Source organism: Nonomuraea sp. NPDC049141 (genome assembly GCF_040648415.1).
Lineage (GTDB): Bacteria > Actinomycetota > Actinomycetes > Streptosporangiales > Streptosporangiaceae > Nonomuraea.
This window is the reverse complement of sequence record NZ_JBEZDR010000005.1, coordinates 126,022-142,763: the sequence shown is the minus strand read 5'-3', so window position 1 is coordinate 142,763 and position 16,742 is coordinate 126,022. Positions and strand designations below refer to the sequence as shown.

The following is a 16,742-nucleotide window of genomic DNA, read 5'->3' as shown; positions in this document are numbered from 1 at the left end:
TGCGGAGGCCTCTGATGCCGCTTCAGCGGTCGCCGCCTCTGCTGCCAATTCCCCGCGGACGATGCGTTCGACCAGGACGGGGACGAAATCCCTGACGGGATAGCCGTCGAAGCGGCGATGGACCGCTGCCATCACGTCCTTGACGTGTTCGGCGGAGTGGGTGCCGGCGAAGACCTGGACCAGGCGATCGGTCGCCCGGCGTATCGCCTGGTCTTCGCGGTGGGTATCGCCACTCACCAGTGTCTCCTCGACCTACGATTGGTCAGATATCGCGGCAAAGCTGCCGTGCCTGACCGCGCGCCGCGCACAACCTTATAGGGGTTTCGGCCGCGTAGTTAACCGAGCCAGCCGCTTATTAAAAGCCGCAGACATTGGCGACACGGTACCGCCAAGCGCTCCGGAATCGCATGTTCACAGCTCGATCACCTTCCATTTAGCAGAAGAAGCGTGGGCGTCAGAGTTTGTTCATAAAGTCGATGATCACAGTGACGTACTTGTCGCCCTAACTGGTGTTACGCATTCGCCGAGCAGTAGCGCAGCGACCGCCTCCGGGGCCTCATGCATGGCGTCATGGCCGGTTGGGAGGTCGTGGACCTGCCACTCGGGATCGGCTTGGAGTCGGGTGCGGAGTTCGGCGAACGGCGTCCGGTCTTCCCATCCCGAGCAGTAGATGAACTCCCGACGGGGGACCTGGGCGAGCGTGCCTGTGAGCCGGATCGTCTGCAGGAACGAGGCGAGGGGATGGGGACGGCGGCGGGGATCGCCGCCGTCCGGCGGTCGGACGGCGTAGCCGGTGGTCGCAGCGCCGGCCGCGAACGCTTTCCGGTAGCGCTCGGTCGTTGACGACCAGCACGACTCGCCATCGCGCGGTACGTAGGCGTCGAGATGCACCAGTCGTGAGATCCGGCCGTCAGCACGATCGGCGGCTGCGGCGATCACCATCCCGCCGTAGCTGTGGCCGACCAGCGTCGCGCTGGTGATGTGGGCGCGATCGAGGAGCCGCAACACGTCGTCGGCGTGCGTGTCGAGGTTGGCGGTCGCGACGGTCGCGTTGTCGTCGTCTGGCCGCAGACCGGTCAGGGTCAGGGCGTGAACGGCATGACCAGCACGCTCCAGCAGCGGAACCACCGCCTCAAACGACCAGGAGCCGTGCCAACCGCCGGGCACGAGGACGAACGTCGCCATGCGTTTCTCCTTCTCTCCCAAGCCGCGGCATCGGGGCACGCTGCCTCGATGCCGCGGCGTTCGGCCGGGCGCCCTGCGCGACTGAGGACCACTCCGCATGGAGGCAATGTCACCAGGTCAAGGTGTGGCTTGCTACCGGCAGGCTGCCAACTGATGCCCGATCGCCGCCAACCTTGCCGGATCGCCGGTGTGACGTCACATATAGGCCGCGACCCGGAGATTGCTAGGCGTCGCGGCGCAGCGTGAACCAGAAGGTCGGCACCGAGTTGGTGCCCGGTGTGACGTCGAGTAGTTCCCAGCCGGGGAACCTGGCGCGGAGCTCGTCGGCTGTGACGCCCGCCGCCCACGACGTGACCTCGGGGATCGGATTGCCGAGCGGCTCGGGGCCGTACCCGAACATCAGTAACCGTGCTCCGGGAGCGGCGCGGTGGGTGAGCCCGGCGGCGTAGGCGTCGCGGCGGTGCAGCGGGACCCCGCAGAAGCAGCTCAGGTCGAAGAACAGGTCGAAGGAGCCCGGTACGTCCAGCTCGTCGAGGCGGGTGGCGTCTCCGTGCAGCAGCCGTACCGCCACTCCCGCCGCCGCGGCCTTCTCCCTGGCCTGGTCGACAGCGCGGTCGATCAGGTCGACGGCCGCCACCTCCCAGCCGTGCCGTGCGAGGTAGATGGCGTTGGTCCCCGTGCCGCAGCCGAGTTCGAGGGCGCGGCCGGCCGGCAGCGCGCCGTGCCCCTCTACCAGGGCGACCAGCTCGGGCGGCGTCACGCCGGTGTCCCACGGTGGCTTGCCGGTGCGGTAGTAGCCCTCCAGTGCGCGGTGGACGGACTCCTCCTCCGGGTCTCGCTGCGTTGAGGCCAGGTCAGGTTCCGGCTTCTGGGTGGCGCTGGGCTGGTCCATCGTCTCCTCCAAGAATCTAGAGTTGAACTCTAGTGACATACTCTAGAGATATACTCGCAATATGGACAACGTCAAGCGGCCGGACAAGCGAGCCGAGCGCTCACGCCGCACCCGTGAAAAGGTCGTCGAGGCGGCTCGCGAGCTGTTCGTCGCGCAGGGTTACGGGGCGACGAGCCTGCAGGAGGTCGCGGACCGGGCGGGCGTGGCCGTCCAGACGGTCTACTTCGTCTTCCGCAACAAGCGCACGCTGTTCAAGGACGTCGTCGACACGTCCATCGCCGGGGACACCGAGCCGGTCGCCACCATGGATCGTGAGTGGTTTCGCGCCGCGTGCGCCGAGCCCACCGCAGCCGGGCAATTGCGCGCGCACGTCCACGGCACCCGCGAGATCCTGGGCCGGGTCGCCCCGATCATGCCGCTGATTGCGACTGCCGCGGCCACCGACCCTGAGATCGCCGCACAGTGGCCGGACGGCCCCGACCCGCGTTACACCGTGCAGTACGCAGCGGCCGAAGCCCTGGCCGGCAAGCCCGACACCCGTCCCGGCCTCTCCATCGAGATGGCGGCGGACCTGCTGTTCGGCCTGCTCAGCCCAGAGCTCTACCTGATCTTCGTCCGCGACCGCGGCTGGTCACCGGACGCATGGGAAGAGTGGGCCCACACCACCTTGACCTCGCAACTCTGCGCCGACCCCGGCTAAGCGGACGGACGCCACGATCGTCCTCCAGCCCGCAATACGGGTGGCCAACCACCTGGCCGGCCCTTCTGCACCGGCCGGAGCCATCCCAGCAGCCCCCACCCCAACCAGAGCGCTAGCTAGATCACCCGGCGTCTGCCGGTGGATGGCGTGACTTACCCGGCGGTATTTGGCGTCTGGTTGGTATGGCCGCACAGTGGAGGCGGCGGCGCGAACGCCACCACGGCACGCCACGCCCTACATGGGTGTCTGGTGGAGGAGGACAACGCGCCAGCCCTCAGAGGTCCGGCGGTAGACCGTCGACGCATGCCATGAGGACGTCTCATCGCCGATAGTGCTTCTCAGTTTGTAGCTGTACCCGACGTCCCTGGCAGGTACAGCTGGAGATCCTGCACTCTCTGACGGGAGAACTGACGGTGTGGCGCCGACCCGTCGAATGCGGCAACGAGGAGGCAGCCTGTGTCCGGGCTGGGGGCCTTTCCTCTCCAGGGCCTACGGGGAGGCTTGCACCCCACGGCAGGCAGAGGCACCGTCGTACCAGCCGTGGGGAGGTCTAGCGATGGGGACCAGAGCCCAGACGACCCGCTCGTTTTGGATGTTGTAGTAGTGGCCCCAACAGCCGTTGGTGATGTTCTGTACGACGTGCAGCCCACGGCCGCCCTCGATCGCCGCATCCTCATCGTCGGGGCGGGGATCGTTCACGGGTTCGCGCAGTTGGGGGAAGGTGTTCGCGTGTCCAGGATCGATCACGGCCAGGCGGAGGAAGCTTGGCTCACGCTCCAGCCTCATGCGCACCCAACGCGCCGCGGGCATGGTCCCGAGACCGTACCGGATGGCGTTGGTAACCAACTCCGTCGCGAGTGTTTGCAGGTCGAATGCTCGGGGGTGGTCGGTTCCAACCCATGACGTGATGGTGGCCCTTGCTCTCGCGGAGATCACGTGGGGATCGAGGTCTTTCATCGTGAAAGTGTGGAAATGGGCTGGAGATTGGAGCGCCGCTGGCATGACTTTTCACCAACTTTGTCTGTGTCACCGCAAATGCGCTGTCCCGGGCAGACTCGATGGCGCTGATCGAAGAGAGGCTGGACCAAGAGTGGATCTGGACTTGAGCGAGGAACTCAAGGACGCGGTGTGGCGGAAGAGTCCTCTGTCGGACGGCCAAGGGAACTGTGTGCAGGTAGCTCCCCTGTCTGCCGGACGCATCGCGGTGAGAGACAGCAAAGACCCTGAGGGGCCGGCCCTGGTGTTCACCAATTCGGAATGGAAGGCGTTCACCGGTGGCGTGAAAGACGGAGCGTTCGACCTGTAGGCGCATGCATGAAGACGGCCCGGCGGGAGAGTGTCTCCCGCCGGGCCGTCGGTCGTCGTGAAAATCAGCCGCCGCTCAGGGTGAATCCCTGCTCGGTGCCGAAGGCCGTGATCCGGTCCTGCCAGGTCTTGAGAGCCGCGGCCAGGTCGCCGCCGCCGTCGACGGCCTGGCCCACGGTGTCCTTGAAGATGCTGTTGGCGTACACCTGGAAGGGGAGGTACTGCCAGTCGGGGCGGACGGCGGCCGAGGCGTCGCCCAGGACCTGGTTGATCTTCTGTCCGCCGAAGAACTCCTGCGGTGCGTCACGGAAGGCCGGGTCGTCGAGCAGCGCCTTCGTGGCGGGGAACAGTCCGGCCTCGGTGTTCAGCGACTTGACGGCCTCCGGGTCGGAGTTGAGCCACTCCGCGAAGGCGACGGCGGCCGGGATGTTCTTGCTCTGCGGGATGACCGCCACCGAGGAGCCGCCGTTCTCGGCGTTCATCGGCTTGGCCGCGTCGTACTGGGGCATCGGGGCGACCGCCCACTTGCCCTTCGTCTTGGGAATGGAGTTGATGATGCCGTTCGGGGCCCAGGCGCCGGTCAGCCAGGCCGCGTACTTGCCGGAGCCCATGCCCTTCCACCACTCGTCCGTCCAGCCGGGCTGCGGGTCCACCAGCTTCTCGCTGAGCAGGGTGCTCCAGGTGCCGACCCACTGCTTGACGCCTGGGTCGGAGGCGAGCGTGACGCTGACCGAGCTCTCGCCCGAGGTCTTGAACGGCGCGCCACCCGCCTGCCAGATCAGGCTGTCCACACCGCCGGCGTCGCCGGGATCGATGGAGGTGAGGAAGTTGTCCGGGTTGTCGGCCTTGATCTTCTTTGCTGCCTCGGTGAACTCCGCCCACGTCGTCGGCGGCTTGATCTTCAGCTTGTCGAAGATGTCCTTCCGGTAGAACATCGCCATGGGGCCGGTGTCCTGCGGGATGCCGTAGACACCGCCGTTGATCGCCACCTGGCCCCATGCCGCGGGGGCGAACTTGTCCTTGAGCGCGGCGGCGCCATGGTCGGCGAGGTTGACCACCTGCTTGGCGAGCGCGAACTGGGGCAGCGCGAAGTATTCGATCTGTGCCACGTCGGGCGCGCCGGAGCCGGCCTTGATCGCGGTCTGCAGCTTGGTGTACTGGTCCGCGGACTGACCCGCGTTCACCACGTTGACCTTGATGTTCGGATATTTCGCCTGGAAGCGGGCGACGGTCTTCTCGATCCCCGTGACCCACGTCCAGAACGTCAGCTCGGCTGGCTTGCTCAGCGCGTCCTGGACGGCCGCCGACGCGCTCGGGGCGGCGGACGGGGCGGCTGTGGCGCCTCCACCGGTGCCGCCGCCGCACGCGGCCAGGGCCAAGGACAGGGCCGCGGCGACCCCGGTGGCTACGACACCGCGCCGCGATGGACGTGTTCTCATGACATTTCCTCATTCACAGGGAGGTTGGAGAGTTACTGCTTGACGCTTCCGGTGGCGAGGCCCGACTGCCAGAACCGCTGGAGCGCCAGGAAGGCGATGATCAACGGCACGATCGACAGCAGACTGCCGGTCAGGATGAAGGAATAGGTGGCGTCACCGGCGCCGGAGGTGCCGCTGTTGGCCTGGGCGTTCCACTGGTTGAGTCCGACGGTGAGCGGGAACCAGTCCGGCGTGTTCAGCACGATCAGCGGCAGGAAGTAGTTGTTCCACGTCGCGACCAGCGCGAAGAGCAGGACCGTGACGAATCCCGGGGCGAGCAGCCGCAGGGCGATGGTACGGAAGATCTTGAACTCGCTCGCTCCGTCGATGCGGGCCGACTCCAGGATCGAGTCGGGCACCGCGTCGGCCGCGTAGACCCGCATCAGATAGAGCCCGAACGGGCTGCACAGCGATGGGATGAGCACCGCCCAGGGGGTGTCGACGATCCCGATCTGGCTGAACAGCAGGTACGTCGGCACCGCGAGGGCCGTCCCCGGGATGGAGATCCCGCCGAGCACCACCGCGAACAGCAGCTTGCGGCCCGGGAAGTCGTACTTCGCCAGGGCGTACCCGCCGATGGTGGCCAGCAGGGCGGCCCCGCCCGCGCCCACCACGGAGTAGAGCACGGTGTTTCCGAACCAGCGCACGAAGATGCCGTTGTTGTAGCTCAGGGTCTCGCCGATGTTGGCGAACAGGTGGAAGTCCCCGCCGAACCAGAGTCCGAAGGTCGAGAACAGGTCCCCGCCGCTCTTGCTGGCATTGGCCAGCAGCCAGAACAGCGGCAGCACCGCGTACCCGAACATCACCAGCATGATCACGGTGAGGGTGGGGCTCTTCCTCCGGCGCTTCGCCTTGGAGGATCGGTGCGCGGCGGCTACGGCCGTCACAGGGTGTTCTCCCTTCTCGCCGTGAGGATCTGCACCGCGTACGCCACGACGACGGTGACCAGGCCGAGCACCACGGCGACGGTCGCCGAGTAGTTGATCTGCTGTCCGTTGAACGCGAGGCTGTAGGCGTACATGTTGGGCGTGTAGCTCGTCGTGACCACCGCGGGTGCGAGCTTCTGGAGGATGTTCGGCTCGTTGAAGAGCTGGAAGCTGCCGATGATCGAGAAGATCGTCGCCACGAGGAGCGCGGGACGCAGCGCGGGCAGCTTGACGCTCCAGGCGATGCGGATGGCTCCCGCTCCGTCCATCTCGGCGGCCTCGTAGAGCTCTTCCGGTATGGCGCGCAGCGCGGCGTACAGGATGATCATGTTGTAGCCGACGAACTCCCAGGTCACCATGTTGCCGATGGAGCCGAGCATCCAGGAGCGCGACATCAGGTTGGGTACGGCGACGCCGAGGGCGTCGCCGATCTGCCCCACCAGGCCGAACTGGTCGCCGTAGATGTAACCCCACATGAGGGCCGACACCACGGCCGGCACCGCGTACGGCATGAAGATCGTGATGCGGAACAGCGACGGCCAGCGCAGCCTGCCGCTGTCGATCGCCAGCGCGCAGCCCAGGGCGATGAGCAGCATGATGGGCACCTGCACCACCAGGAAGAGCGCGACGCGCAGCAGGCCGGCGCCGAACAGCGCGTCGCCGATGGCGCGGGTGTAGTTGGCCAGGCCGGAGAAGACCGTGCCACCGATCATGCGGTCCTGGAAGAAGCTCAGGTAGATCGCGTACGCCAGCGGCGCGACCACCGTGACCAGGAAGACCACGAAGAACGGCAGGAAGAAGGCGTAGCCGGCGACACGCAGGCGCAGGAAGGGCCGGGGGAGACCCGCGCGTACGGCGGGCGCGGTCATCTCCTGCTCCTGCCGCGCGATGTTCGCGCTGCCACGAAGACTGGCACTGAACCCTCCTTGGAGCCGCACTCCGTCCTGCGCTGCCGTGTTCCGCTCGGGGCCGGGAGATGCGGGGGATTGCGTGTTTACGTAAACATGATGGGGACGTTCCGTAGTCTGGAACGGGCCGCGAGACGTGTCAATAGGTAACCCAAAGTTAACAACGCTGCCTGATTTATCCATGTTTAGGCGCTGTGGTCGCCAAGGGCGGGTGCCATTGACGGATGGGTCGTGTTCACGTAAACATCATGCGAGAGTTTGCACGGGCAGCGGGCCGATCGGACGACCAGAGGTGACAGTGGACGGGGCGACCCAGGAATCGGCGTCAGGGCGGCGCCCGCGCAGGCGGCCGTCCATGGCGGATGTCGCCGCGATGGCCGGGGTCTCCAGTCAGACGGTCTCCCGGGTGGCCAACAACCGCAGCAACGTCGAGGAAGAGACCCGTCAGCGGGTCCTGTCGGCCATGCGGGTCCTCGGATACCGGCCCAACACGGCCGCGCGCGCTCTGGTCACCGGGCAGTTCCGCACCTTGGGCCTGATCAGCTTCGGGCTCGGCAACTTCGGCAACGCCCGCACCGTCGACGCCATCACGAGGGTGGCGCAGCGGGCCGGTTACACCGTGAACATGGTCGCCATCGAGTCGCAGACCGAGCAGGCCGTGCACGAGGCGTTCGACCAGCTCACGCTGCAGGCGGTCGACGGCATCGTGCTCATCGAGGCGCAGATCCTCGACACGCCGGCGCTCCGGCTGCCGCCGGGCGTGCCGGTCGTGATGGCCGACGGCGACGCCAGCCACCGCCATGCCATGGTCGACACCGACCAGGCCCTCGGCGCCAGGCTCGTCACCCGGCACCTGCTCGACCTCGGCCACGAAACGGTCTGGCACGTCGCCGGGCCCGAGGACTCCTATGCCGCGCGGCGCCGGGCCGAGGCCTGGCACGCCACGCTCAAGGAGGCGAAAGCCGCGGTTCCCCAGGTCCTGTTCGGTGACTGGAGCGCGGCCAGCGGGTACGCGGCGGGCCGTGTCCTGGCCGAGCGGCCCGGCGTGACGGCCGTCTTCGCCGCCAACGACCAGATGGCACTCGGGGTGATGCGCGCGATGATCAAGACGGGACGGCGCATCCCCGAGGACATCAGCATCGCCGGCTTCGACGACATCGACGAGTCGGCGTACCTCTCCCCGCCGCTCACCACCGTCCGCCAGGACTTCGACGTGGTGGCGGAGCGGATCGTCTCGCTCATGATCGGCCAGATCGAGACCGGGGCGGCCCCTTCCGCCACCGCGTTCATCACCCCCGAGCTGATCGTCAGAGAGAGCACCGGAGCCCCCGCACTACACCCATAGAAGGGAGGAGCGGCGCCCTCGCCAGCCGAGGCCGCCGCGCCGACAATGAACGCCGTACCTCGCGATGTCATGCCGGTCTCCGGGACCGCCGGCGCCCCGTCACCGGGCGACCGGTTCTGGCGCCGGCTCGGCGGCGTGGCGTTCGGCGGTGACTACAACCCGGAGCAGTGGCCGGCCGAGACCAGGGCTGAAGACCTGCGGCTCATGGCCGAAGCCCGGGTGAACCTGATGACCGTCGGGGTGTTCGCCTGGGCGCGTGTGGAGCCCGCGCGCGGAGCGTACGACTTCTCGTTCTTCGACCAGGTTCTTGATGACCTGCACGCGCACGGCATCACCGCCGACCTCGCCACCATGACGGCGTCACCGCCGCCGTGGCTGGTCCACGAGCACCCGGAGATCCTGCCGGTCACCGCGGACGGGACCGTACTGGGTCCCGGCGGGCGGCAGCACTTCTGCCCGTCCAGCCCGGTCTACCGGGAACGGGCCGCGCTGCTGGTGGAGCGGCTGGCCACGCACTACCGCGACCATCCGGCCCTCGGGCTGTGGCACGTCGGCAACGAGTACGGCTGCCACATCGCGGCCTGCTACTGCGAGGTGTCGGCGGACGATTTCCGCCGCTGGCTGCGGGAGCGGTACGCCGACGACGTCGAGGCGCTGAACGACGCCTGGTCGACGGACTTCTGGTCGCAGCGCTACGCCTCCTTCGACCACATCCGGCCGCCCCGCACGGCTCCGACGTACCCCAACCCGGCCCAGCAGCTCGACTACCTGCGCTTCAGCAACGAGGCGCTGCGCGACTGCTTCGACCTGGAGGCCGGCATCCTGCGGCGGGTCACCCCCGAGGTGCCCGTCACCACGAACTTCCTGGGCGGCCTGAAGGCCGTGGACGTCTTCGACTGGGCGCCGAGGCTGGACATCGCCGCGGTCGACTCCTACCCCGACCCCCAGGACGAGCAGCCGTATCTCGCCCCCGGCCTGGTGTACGACACGATGCGCGGCGCCAAGGGCGGCGATCCCTGGATCCTGATGGAACAGGCGCCGAGCGCGGTGAACTGGCGGTCCAGGAACCCGATCAAGCAGCCCGGCCAGATGCGGCTGTGGAGCTGGCAGGCGGTCGCGCACGGCGCCGACGCGATCCTGTACTTCCAGTGGCGGCAGTCACGAGGCGGCGCCGAGAAGTTCCACTCGGGCATGGTGCCGCACGCGGGGGCCGACAGCCGGGTCTTCCGCGAGATCGTGGCGCTCGGCAGGGAACTCGCCTCGGTGCCCGACCTGGCCGGCACCCGGGTCCATAACCAGGTGGCGATCCTGCTCGACTGGAACAGTTGGTGGGCGCTCGAACTCGACTCCCACCCCTCGGACGGGGTGCGCCAGCAGGACCGCCTGCTGGACCACTACGGTCCCCTGTTCGACCTGGGCGTCGGCGTGGACGTGGTGCCGCCCTCAGCCGATCTGACCGGCTACGCCCTCGTGGTCGTACCGAACCTGTACCTTCTGTCGAGCGAGGACGCGCGGCGCGTCTCGGCGTACGTCTCCGGCGGCGGCGCGCTCGTCGTCTCCTTCTTCAGCGGGATCGTGGACGAGCACGACCGAGTCCACCTGGGCGGCTATCCCGCGCCGCTCCGCGAGGTGCTCGGGGTGCGGGTGGAGGAGTTCTGCCCGGCGTCGGAGCACGAGAGCTTCCCGGTCCGTGGCCGCGGGGCGCTTTCGCACCTCGAAGGGGTCGCCGACCTGTGGCGAGAGGACCTGCGACTCAACGGCGCCGAGGCCGAGGTCACCTTCGACGCCCACGACTGGGCCGGCCGCCCGGCCGTGACCAGGCACGAGTTCGGTGAGGGGACGGCCCGCTACCTCTCGACCCGCCTCGACCCGCCCAGCATGCGGGCGATCCTCGGCCTCGCGCTCGCCGAGGCGGGAGTGACCCCCGTCGTCGAGAGCCTGCCTTCCGGGACCCAGGCGAGCGTCCGCACCGGAGACGGCCGCCGCTTCTTGATCCTGCTGAACCACACCGGCGACAAACACGACATCACCCTCACGGGCGAGTGGGCCGACGCCCTCGACCCGACGGACGAGACCGTCGGAACCGTCATCCTGCCCCCCTTCGGCGTCGCGGTGCTCCGCGCCGCCGGCTAGAACAGTCCCACGATCAGTCGATGACGGAGGTGTCCCAGGCTTGCTGGCGCACCTCCAGGTGCGGCGAGTCGCGTAGGTCACGGAGGATTTCCCGCCACGGGGGCGCCCAGTCGGTGCGTCTCCCGCCGGCCTGGGTGAGAGAGAGGGCGAACAAGGCCCCGGCCAGGTCACCCCGGTCCGCCAACCGCCGAGCCGAGGGCAGCGCGGCCGAGATCGGCATCGCCTGCCGTCTGCGGTAGTCGCTGAACAGCTCCGAGATCTCCCCGTAGGCCGTCCGGGCCGCGAGAACCGGCCGGTCCCGGAGCAGATCGGCCAGCGCGCACAAGGCGTCGCCGAACCCCGCAGGCTCGCCATCTCCGTCCGTGTCCGTCGGGAGCAGGGCCACGGCGAGCCGGACCACATGAGGCAGCAGGAGCGGTTGAACGGCGAGCACGCCCATCGCGTCACGGGCGAGCCGCCGTTGCCATGGCTCCGCCTCGTCCTGCATCACGGCCAGGCTCGCGGTGATGGCCGCCACCCGCCCCCGCGCCGGCGTCCGAAAGTCCTCGCCGGGTACGGCGGCGGCCAGCCGGGCGAGGACGTCGAGCGTCTGGAACCGGATCGCCCCGGTCCGCAGCAGCGCCAGGAACACCTCCATGACCTGTTCGTTCGCCCCTGGGTCAGCCGCGGCCTCGATGATCTCTTCGAAGCCGCCGCGGTACCAGGGCGCCCACAAGCCGAACGCCTTCGACCCTCGGAAGCGCACCCCGGGCAGGTCGGCGGCCATGAGCAGCCGCCGTACCAGGTCCGCGTACCGAGGACGGACGCCGGGGGCGTACTCCGTCGGGTGGGCCTGAAACAGCGTGCGCAGCATCAGCTCGTCGGTGTGCCGGCCCACGGCCTCCCCGAGCGCGTCCAGGGTCCGCGGGTCCTCGGGCATTCCGCGCAGCACCGAGGCCACGGCCACCCGTACGTCCTGGTGCAGCCCGGGGTCCGCCCACGCCCGCAGCAGCACGTCCACCGCGCCCGGCGGGCGGTTGTGGCCCAACTGGCGAGCGGCCAGCTTACGCAGGGTCACCTTGCTGCCGGGAGCGGTCAGCGCTTGCTCCAGGAGCGGGCCGAGCTGGGACGGGGAGACCGCCCGGCAGCGTCGGGCCAGCGCCGCCACCGCGACACGAGAGGCCTGGCCGCCGGCCTGGTCCAGGAGCACGGCCACCGCCTGGCCAGGCATACCGGCCTTCGCCATGGCGGCGATGGCGGCTTCGGCCAGCACCGTCTCCTCCCGGTTCGCCCAGGCGGTCAGGAGGTCCAGCCCGTCGCTGATTCGTCCGGTCGCCTGGATGGCGGCTACTCGGGTGGCGATGGCCAGCTGCTCGTCCTGGACGGTGGCGGCGAGCCTGGCGTGTATCCGGTCGCGCTGGTCGGGGGTCCATCGGCCGGCGTCGCCGCCGCCGATCGGCGGCACCCAGGCGAGGTCGGCGAACCGGCCGCCGTGGTTGCCGTCCAGCAGCGGCAGGAGGAGGTCGGTGCGGTGGCGGGCCACCGTACGCCAGACGGCGGGCAGCGTGACGGCGGACGGATCCTCGCGCACGAGCTCGACGACCCGCTCCGTCCGCTCAACCTGCTCCGCCCGCTCGGCTGCCGCATTCGCCGGGCGGCGGTTGTGCGGGCGGGTCAGCCAGAGGTCGGCGGCCTCGCGGGCGAGTGGCTCGGGCGCCGTGCGGATGGCGGCGCGCAGGTCGTCCTGGAGCTCGGCCAACGCCCACGAGCGGCGGCCGAGCGCGTGCGCGAGGGCCACGGCCAGGGTGAAATCCGCCCGCTCACGCGCGGCGCGAAGGTGCGGGCGCAGCACCGCGAGCAGGTCGTGCTCCTGACCGGCGCGCAGCACCCGGTCCAGACGGTGCGGCTCAACGGGCGCGTCGGGGGCGTAACGACGGTGGTAGGCGGGAGAGGACTGCAACGTCCGCGAGGGCAGCCCATCCGCGCCATGCCGGGCCACCAGCTTTCCGTACGCGCCCAGCGCCCACGCGGTCAGCGCGGGTGCGATGGCCGGGTCATGGTGCCGCAGGATCCGTCCGGCCAGGTTCCGGAGCGCTTCCTGCGTGGCGGGAGAGGAATCCGGGGCATCGACCGCATCCGTGGCGATGCGGTCCAGCGTCTCGGCGCAGGAGTCGTCGAACAGCACCGGCGAGATGTCCCCCAGAGCGGTCAGCAGGTCCCGGCGGAGCGGGTCCTGTTCGTTGACGGTGCGCAGGGCCAGGTCGGCCAGCAGCCCATGGAGCGCCGCCCGGTCCCGGGTGCGGGCCGTGCACCGCACCAGCAGCGTCCTGGCCAGCCCGCGCCGCCGCGGGTCCCCACCTACGGCGGCCTCGCGTAGCGGGCCGACGGCCTCCTCGTACGGCAGGTAGGAGGTGAGCTTCAACGGGATGTCCGGATCATCCAGGCGGGAGCGGGCCGAATGCCACACCGAGTCGTGCCAGGCGAGCATGCGCCTGGCCTCGGCCCCCGCCGACTCGGCAGGCAGCCATCTGAGCAGCCGCATCGCCCACAACCCGGTGGAACCGCCTCTCTGCTCGGCGGCAGCCTCGAAGATCGCGCCCCGGCGGGCAGGCGGCAGCCACCGCAACACCAGCCCGAGCCCGAGCCCGTCATCGGCCGAGGCGAGGCGCAGGATCTCCGCGTCCGAGCCTGACCGCAGGTGGCGAAGCAGCGCTTTCGGCGGGCCTGCCCAGCTGGTCGTCGAGGCGTCGATGAGCAACCTCCTGGTACGTGCGGAGTCAGCCCTGAACAGCGCGTTCAGGACCGTACCGGGAAACCTGAGGAGGTTGTGGCGCAGGTCGTGCCGTTCCAGCAGGGCCAGCAGACGTGCTGGCTCGGCGAGCGAGGCGAGTTCCACGCCCGCGCCGCGGCGGCGCCACCAAGTCCACGCGGGAACGCCCGTGGACAGCTCCTCCTCGGCCACCGACATGATCGCCCCCGCGTGCCGTTTGGCCAATGCCGTCCAGGACGTCACCGCGTGGGCGAGCTCGGGCAGCCATCGCGCGACGATTCTGACGCCGCAGGCCGGCAGCAGCGCGGCGGCCTCCCGGTCCCCCCACCGGGCATGGACGTCCGGCAGCAGGGACTCGGCCAGCACCTGCCGGCGGCTCTGCGCCAGCGTTCGGTACAGCGCGAGCCGCAGCTCGGTGGGCGCGTCCTGAAGCGCGGCGGCCACCGCCGGATCCGGCACGGAAAGGGTACGCACCGCGCGCAGGGCCGCGCGTCGCAGCCCCATGTCGGGTCCGGCGAGAACCTCCTGGATGAAATCGAGGTCACGGGCCGCCATGGCCACGTGCAGTGCCGTGCGCCGGGCGTACTGGTCCTGCGCGGACAGCTCGTCCAGGAGAATGCGCAGTTGGGAGGTGCCGGCCAGGCGGCGGGCGTGGAGTGCCAGCGCCCGCATGCGCCGTGGGTACGGCAGAGGTTCGAGACGCGCCAGCAAAGCGGCGGCGGAGATGTCGGAGACCGGCTCCTCGGCCGGCTCCATGGGCCTCAACGGCCTGGGCGTAGGACGCCCTTTCCACTAGTCATGCCGACGATGGTGACCGATCATCCCCTTGCCGCGCAAGTCGCGGTTAGGCTTCGGCGGTGATGTTTCCTCCGAAGCTGAACGCGGGCGACGTCGTACGAGTGGTGGCGCCGTCCAGGTCCCGCGCGATGGTGATGGAGCACGACCACACCGACATCATCAGGTCTCGGTTCGCCGAGCTGGGCCTGACGCTCTCGTACGGCAGCCATGTCGATGAGCGAGACGCGTTCGACTCCTCCAGCATCGCCTCCCGGGTCACCGATCTGCACGAGGCCTTCGCGGACCCGTCGGTGGCCGCGATCCTGACGGTCATCGGCGGCTACAACTGCAACGAGCTCCTGCCGTTCCTGGACTGGGAGCTGATCCGGGCCAATCCGAAGATCTTGTGCGGATACTCCGACATCACCGCCCTGCAGAACGCCATCCTCGCCCGGACCGGGCTGGTCACCTACTCCGGTCCCCACTGGTCGACGTTCGGGATGCGCGACCATTTCGAGCAGACCCTGCGCTGGTTCACCTCGGTGATGTTCGATACCGCTCCGATCAGCCTGGCCCCGGCGGCGCACTGGAGCGACGATCTCTGGTTCCTCGACCAGGACGAACGCGACCTGACCCCCAACGACGGATGGTGGCCGATCCGGCCCGGCACCGCTGAGGGACGCATCGTCGGCGGCAACCTCTGCACGCTGAACCTGCTGCAGGGCACCGCCTCGATGCCTTCCCTCGACGGGGCGCTCCTGATCCTGGAGGACGACCTCGAGTCGCACCCGGCGACCTTCGCCCGCGACCTGACCTCACTGCTGCAGCTGCCAGACGCTCCGGGAGTCCGCGGGCTGGCGATCGGCCGGTTCCAGCAGGCCAGTCGCATGACCCGTCCACTGCTTGAACAGATCATCGACGCCCAACCGGCATTGACCGGCGTCCCAGTCCTGGCCAACGTCGACGTCGGCCACACCTACCCGTTGGCCACCTTCCCGATCGGCGGCCAAGGCCGACTCACCATCACCGACACTGAGACAAGCCTGACGCTGCTCCACCACTGACCCATCGCACTCCCGCCGGCGAGGCGTTCCGCGATCGCCCGCAGGACACCGTCACGAGAGTGCGGGATGCCGCACAGGCTGTCAGGGCCGCCGCAGCCGGGCGCGATGACGCCCACCACGAGCGGACCCGGCACGAAGCGGCGCGGTACGCGCGTGAACACGGCCGGCTGTAAGCAGTCATCCACCGTTCGCTTGGCGTGCGACCTGCGAGGTGACGCGCTCGATCGCCTGGACGGCGACGTCGGGCTGGTCGACGTAGATGTAGTGCCCGCTGTTCGCGGCGGTGCTCAGCTTGCCGCTGCTGGAAAGCGCGAGCCACTCGCGCTGGCCCGCGGACCACGCCTGCTCCAGGCGCGGCCCGTACGTGGGGAGGGCCGCGAGGTACTGCTTGCCGTGCTTGATCACCTCCACCGGGGTGTTTCCGGCTGAACTGACTTTCCCGTCGGTGATGGCGAGCTGCTCCGGGTTCTTTCCGTGGAATATCGCGAGGTTCTGGGCGCGCACCGCGGCCGCCGGGCCTTTGGCGGACGCGGGGATCGCCTTGCTGATGTCGGCGACCATGGTCGGTGGGGTGGCGTCCATCAGGACCAGCCCCTTGACCCTGTCCTGGTGGTCGGGGGCGTACCTGGCGGCGATCAGGCCGCCCAGCGAGTGCCCAGCCAGGACTACCGGGCTGTCGCCGGCGATCTGGCCGAGCACTCCGGTCAGGATCTTGCCGGTACTGGCGAAGTCCTGCGGGCCGTCCGGCTGGTCACTCTTGCCCGCGCCGAGCCGGTCGTAGGAACAGACCCGGTTCTTCGTGCTCAGCGTCTTCTGGAGGGCGGCCATCTTGTCCAGCCCGTCACCGCCGCCGTGCATCAGGACGATGACCGGCTTGCCCTTCGCCGGGTCGCCCGAACAGGACACGTTCACCGACCTGCCCGCGACATTGATCTTCTTGGTTCCGGTGATCAGGCCGGCATCGGCTTTGCGCGTTGTGGGGGCGAACGGGTCCCAGTTCTCTACCGAGTCGCTGTCGCAGCCGGCGAGCCCCGCACCGACCACGGTGCAGCACAGCGCGGCCAGAGCGGATGCCTTGATTTTGCGGAGCAAGATGTCCATGTAGTAACGCTATGGAATCGACTGGTCAGGAATCGTCACCGCACGGTGGACATTCGCCTGTAGCTCGCACGGGGGACAAGTACGCCGCGACCGGGCTGGCACGATCAAGGACGGGAGCGCTAACGCCAGTTGTGTGGTGCGCGTTTGAGGGTATAGGCCGCCTCCGGTAGGTCGTCCCG

General features: G+C 69.1%; 13 protein-coding genes and 1 pseudogene. 5 read left to right on the top strand and 9 right to left on the bottom strand.

Annotation, left to right across the window (positions count from 1 at the left end; translation table 11 throughout):
• Positions 1–57: 57 nt before the first annotated feature.
• From AB0B91_RS16670 to AB0B91_RS16660, 3 genes and pseudogenes are all read right to left on the bottom strand, one after another.
• Positions 58–237: pseudogene (locus tag AB0B91_RS16670) on the bottom strand (three-helix bundle dimerization domain-containing protein); the annotation flags it as partial.
• A gap of 243 nt (positions 238–480) precedes the next feature.
• Positions 481–1,185 carry an alpha/beta hydrolase family protein gene (locus AB0B91_RS16665; RefSeq protein WP_358319581.1) on the bottom strand — a complete coding sequence of 235 codons (705 nt, stop codon included), beginning with the start codon at positions 1,183–1,185 and terminating at the stop codon, positions 481–483.
• A 223-nt stretch (positions 1,186–1,408) separates the two neighbouring features.
• Positions 1,409–2,077 (bottom strand): class I SAM-dependent methyltransferase, encoded by a 669-nt coding sequence (locus AB0B91_RS16660; protein ID WP_358319578.1) that lies wholly within the window; start codon positions 2,075–2,077, stop codon positions 1,409–1,411.
• Between the two features lie 61 nt (positions 2,078–2,138).
• Here AB0B91_RS16660 and AB0B91_RS16655 point away from each other — a divergent pair, with 61 nt between their 5' ends.
• Entirely contained in the window at positions 2,139–2,777 is a 639-nt protein-coding gene (locus tag AB0B91_RS16655; RefSeq protein ID WP_358319576.1) for a helix-turn-helix domain-containing protein, read from the top strand.
• A gap of 489 nt (positions 2,778–3,266) precedes the next feature.
• On the opposite strand, the gene AB0B91_RS16650 is transcribed toward AB0B91_RS16655, so the two are convergent.
• On the bottom strand, positions 3,267–3,734 hold the full coding sequence (locus AB0B91_RS16650) for an ATP-binding protein (protein ID WP_358319573.1): 468 nt from the start codon (positions 3,732–3,734) through the stop codon (positions 3,267–3,269).
• A 145-nt stretch (positions 3,735–3,879) separates the two neighbouring features.
• Here AB0B91_RS16650 and AB0B91_RS16645 point away from each other — a divergent pair, with 145 nt between their 5' ends.
• Positions 3,880–4,083, top strand: coding sequence for a DUF397 domain-containing protein (locus AB0B91_RS16645; RefSeq protein WP_358319570.1), 204 nt, complete (start codon positions 3,880–3,882; stop codon positions 4,081–4,083).
• A gap of 64 nt (positions 4,084–4,147) precedes the next feature.
• Here AB0B91_RS16645 and AB0B91_RS16640 read toward each other — a convergent pair whose 3' ends face one another.
• From AB0B91_RS16640 to AB0B91_RS16630, 3 genes are read right to left on the bottom strand one after another with little or no spacing between them, the layout of a single operon-like run.
• Entirely contained in the window at positions 4,148–5,521 is a 1,374-nt protein-coding gene (locus AB0B91_RS16640) for an extracellular solute-binding protein (protein WP_358319567.1), read from the bottom strand.
• 32 nt (positions 5,522–5,553) lie between these two features.
• Positions 5,554–6,447, bottom strand: coding sequence for a carbohydrate ABC transporter permease (locus AB0B91_RS16635; protein WP_358319564.1), 894 nt, complete (start codon positions 6,445–6,447; stop codon positions 5,554–5,556).
• Positions 6,444–7,355 carry a sugar ABC transporter permease gene (locus tag AB0B91_RS16630; RefSeq protein WP_358319561.1) on the bottom strand — a complete coding sequence of 304 codons (912 nt, stop codon included), beginning with the start codon at positions 7,353–7,355 and terminating at the stop codon, positions 6,444–6,446. Before AB0B91_RS16630 ends, AB0B91_RS16635 begins: the two co-directional genes overlap by 4 nt.
• 394 nt (positions 7,356–7,749) lie before the next feature.
• Here AB0B91_RS16630 and AB0B91_RS16625 point away from each other — a divergent pair, with 394 nt between their 5' ends.
• Entirely contained in the window at positions 7,750–8,739 is a 990-nt protein-coding gene (locus AB0B91_RS16625; protein ID WP_358319558.1) for a LacI family DNA-binding transcriptional regulator, read from the top strand.
• 45 nt (positions 8,740–8,784) lie between these two features.
• Complete coding sequence (locus tag AB0B91_RS16620) at positions 8,785–10,872, top strand: beta-galactosidase (RefSeq protein ID WP_358319555.1); 2,088 nt, start codon at positions 8,785–8,787, stop codon at positions 10,870–10,872.
• Positions 10,873–10,885: 13 nt separating this feature from the next.
• Here the strand turns inward: AB0B91_RS16620 and AB0B91_RS16615 are convergent, their stop codons facing one another.
• Positions 10,886–14,386: a hypothetical protein gene (locus tag AB0B91_RS16615; protein WP_358319553.1), complete on the bottom strand. Its 3,501-nt coding sequence runs from the start codon at positions 14,384–14,386 to the stop codon at positions 10,886–10,888.
• 95 nt (positions 14,387–14,481) lie between these two features.
• Between AB0B91_RS16615 and AB0B91_RS16610 the strand changes: the two genes are divergently transcribed.
• Positions 14,482–15,462 carry a S66 peptidase family protein gene (locus AB0B91_RS16610; RefSeq protein WP_358320804.1) on the top strand — a complete coding sequence of 327 codons (981 nt, stop codon included), beginning with the start codon at positions 14,482–14,484 and terminating at the stop codon, positions 15,460–15,462.
• Positions 15,463–15,639: 177 nt separating this feature from the next.
• On the opposite strand, the gene AB0B91_RS16605 is transcribed toward AB0B91_RS16610, so the two are convergent.
• Positions 15,640–16,563: an alpha/beta hydrolase gene (locus tag AB0B91_RS16605; RefSeq protein WP_358319551.1), complete on the bottom strand. Its 924-nt coding sequence runs from the start codon at positions 16,561–16,563 to the stop codon at positions 15,640–15,642.
• Between the last annotated feature and the right edge of the window lie 179 nt (positions 16,564–16,742).

Coding starts and splice junctions, on each gene's coding strand:
- AB0B91_RS16665 (WP_358319581.1), bottom strand. CDS start 1,185: ATGGCGACGTTCGTCCTCGTGCCCGGCGGTTGGCACGGCTCCTGGTCG.
- AB0B91_RS16660 (WP_358319578.1), bottom strand. CDS start 2,077: ATGGACCAGCCCAGCGCCACCCAGAAGCCGGAACCTGACCTGGCCTCA.
- AB0B91_RS16655 (WP_358319576.1), top strand. CDS start 2,139: ATGGACAACGTCAAGCGGCCGGACAAGCGAGCCGAGCGCTCACGCCGC.
- AB0B91_RS16650 (WP_358319573.1), bottom strand. CDS start 3,734: ATGAAAGACCTCGATCCCCACGTGATCTCCGCGAGAGCAAGGGCCACC.
- AB0B91_RS16640 (WP_358319567.1), bottom strand. CDS start 5,521: ATGAGAACACGTCCATCGCGGCGCGGTGTCGTAGCCACCGGGGTCGCC.
- AB0B91_RS16630 (WP_358319561.1), bottom strand. CDS start 7,355: ATGACCGCGCCCGCCGTACGCGCGGGTCTCCCCCGGCCCTTCCTGCGC.
- AB0B91_RS16625 (WP_358319558.1), top strand. CDS start 7,750: ATGGCGGATGTCGCCGCGATGGCCGGGGTCTCCAGTCAGACGGTCTCC.
- AB0B91_RS16620 (WP_358319555.1), top strand. CDS start 8,785: ATGAACGCCGTACCTCGCGATGTCATGCCGGTCTCCGGGACCGCCGGC.
- AB0B91_RS16610 (WP_358320804.1), top strand. CDS start 14,482: ATGTTTCCTCCGAAGCTGAACGCGGGCGACGTCGTACGAGTGGTGGCG.
- AB0B91_RS16605 (WP_358319551.1), bottom strand. CDS start 16,563: ATGGACATCTTGCTCCGCAAAATCAAGGCATCCGCTCTGGCCGCGCTG.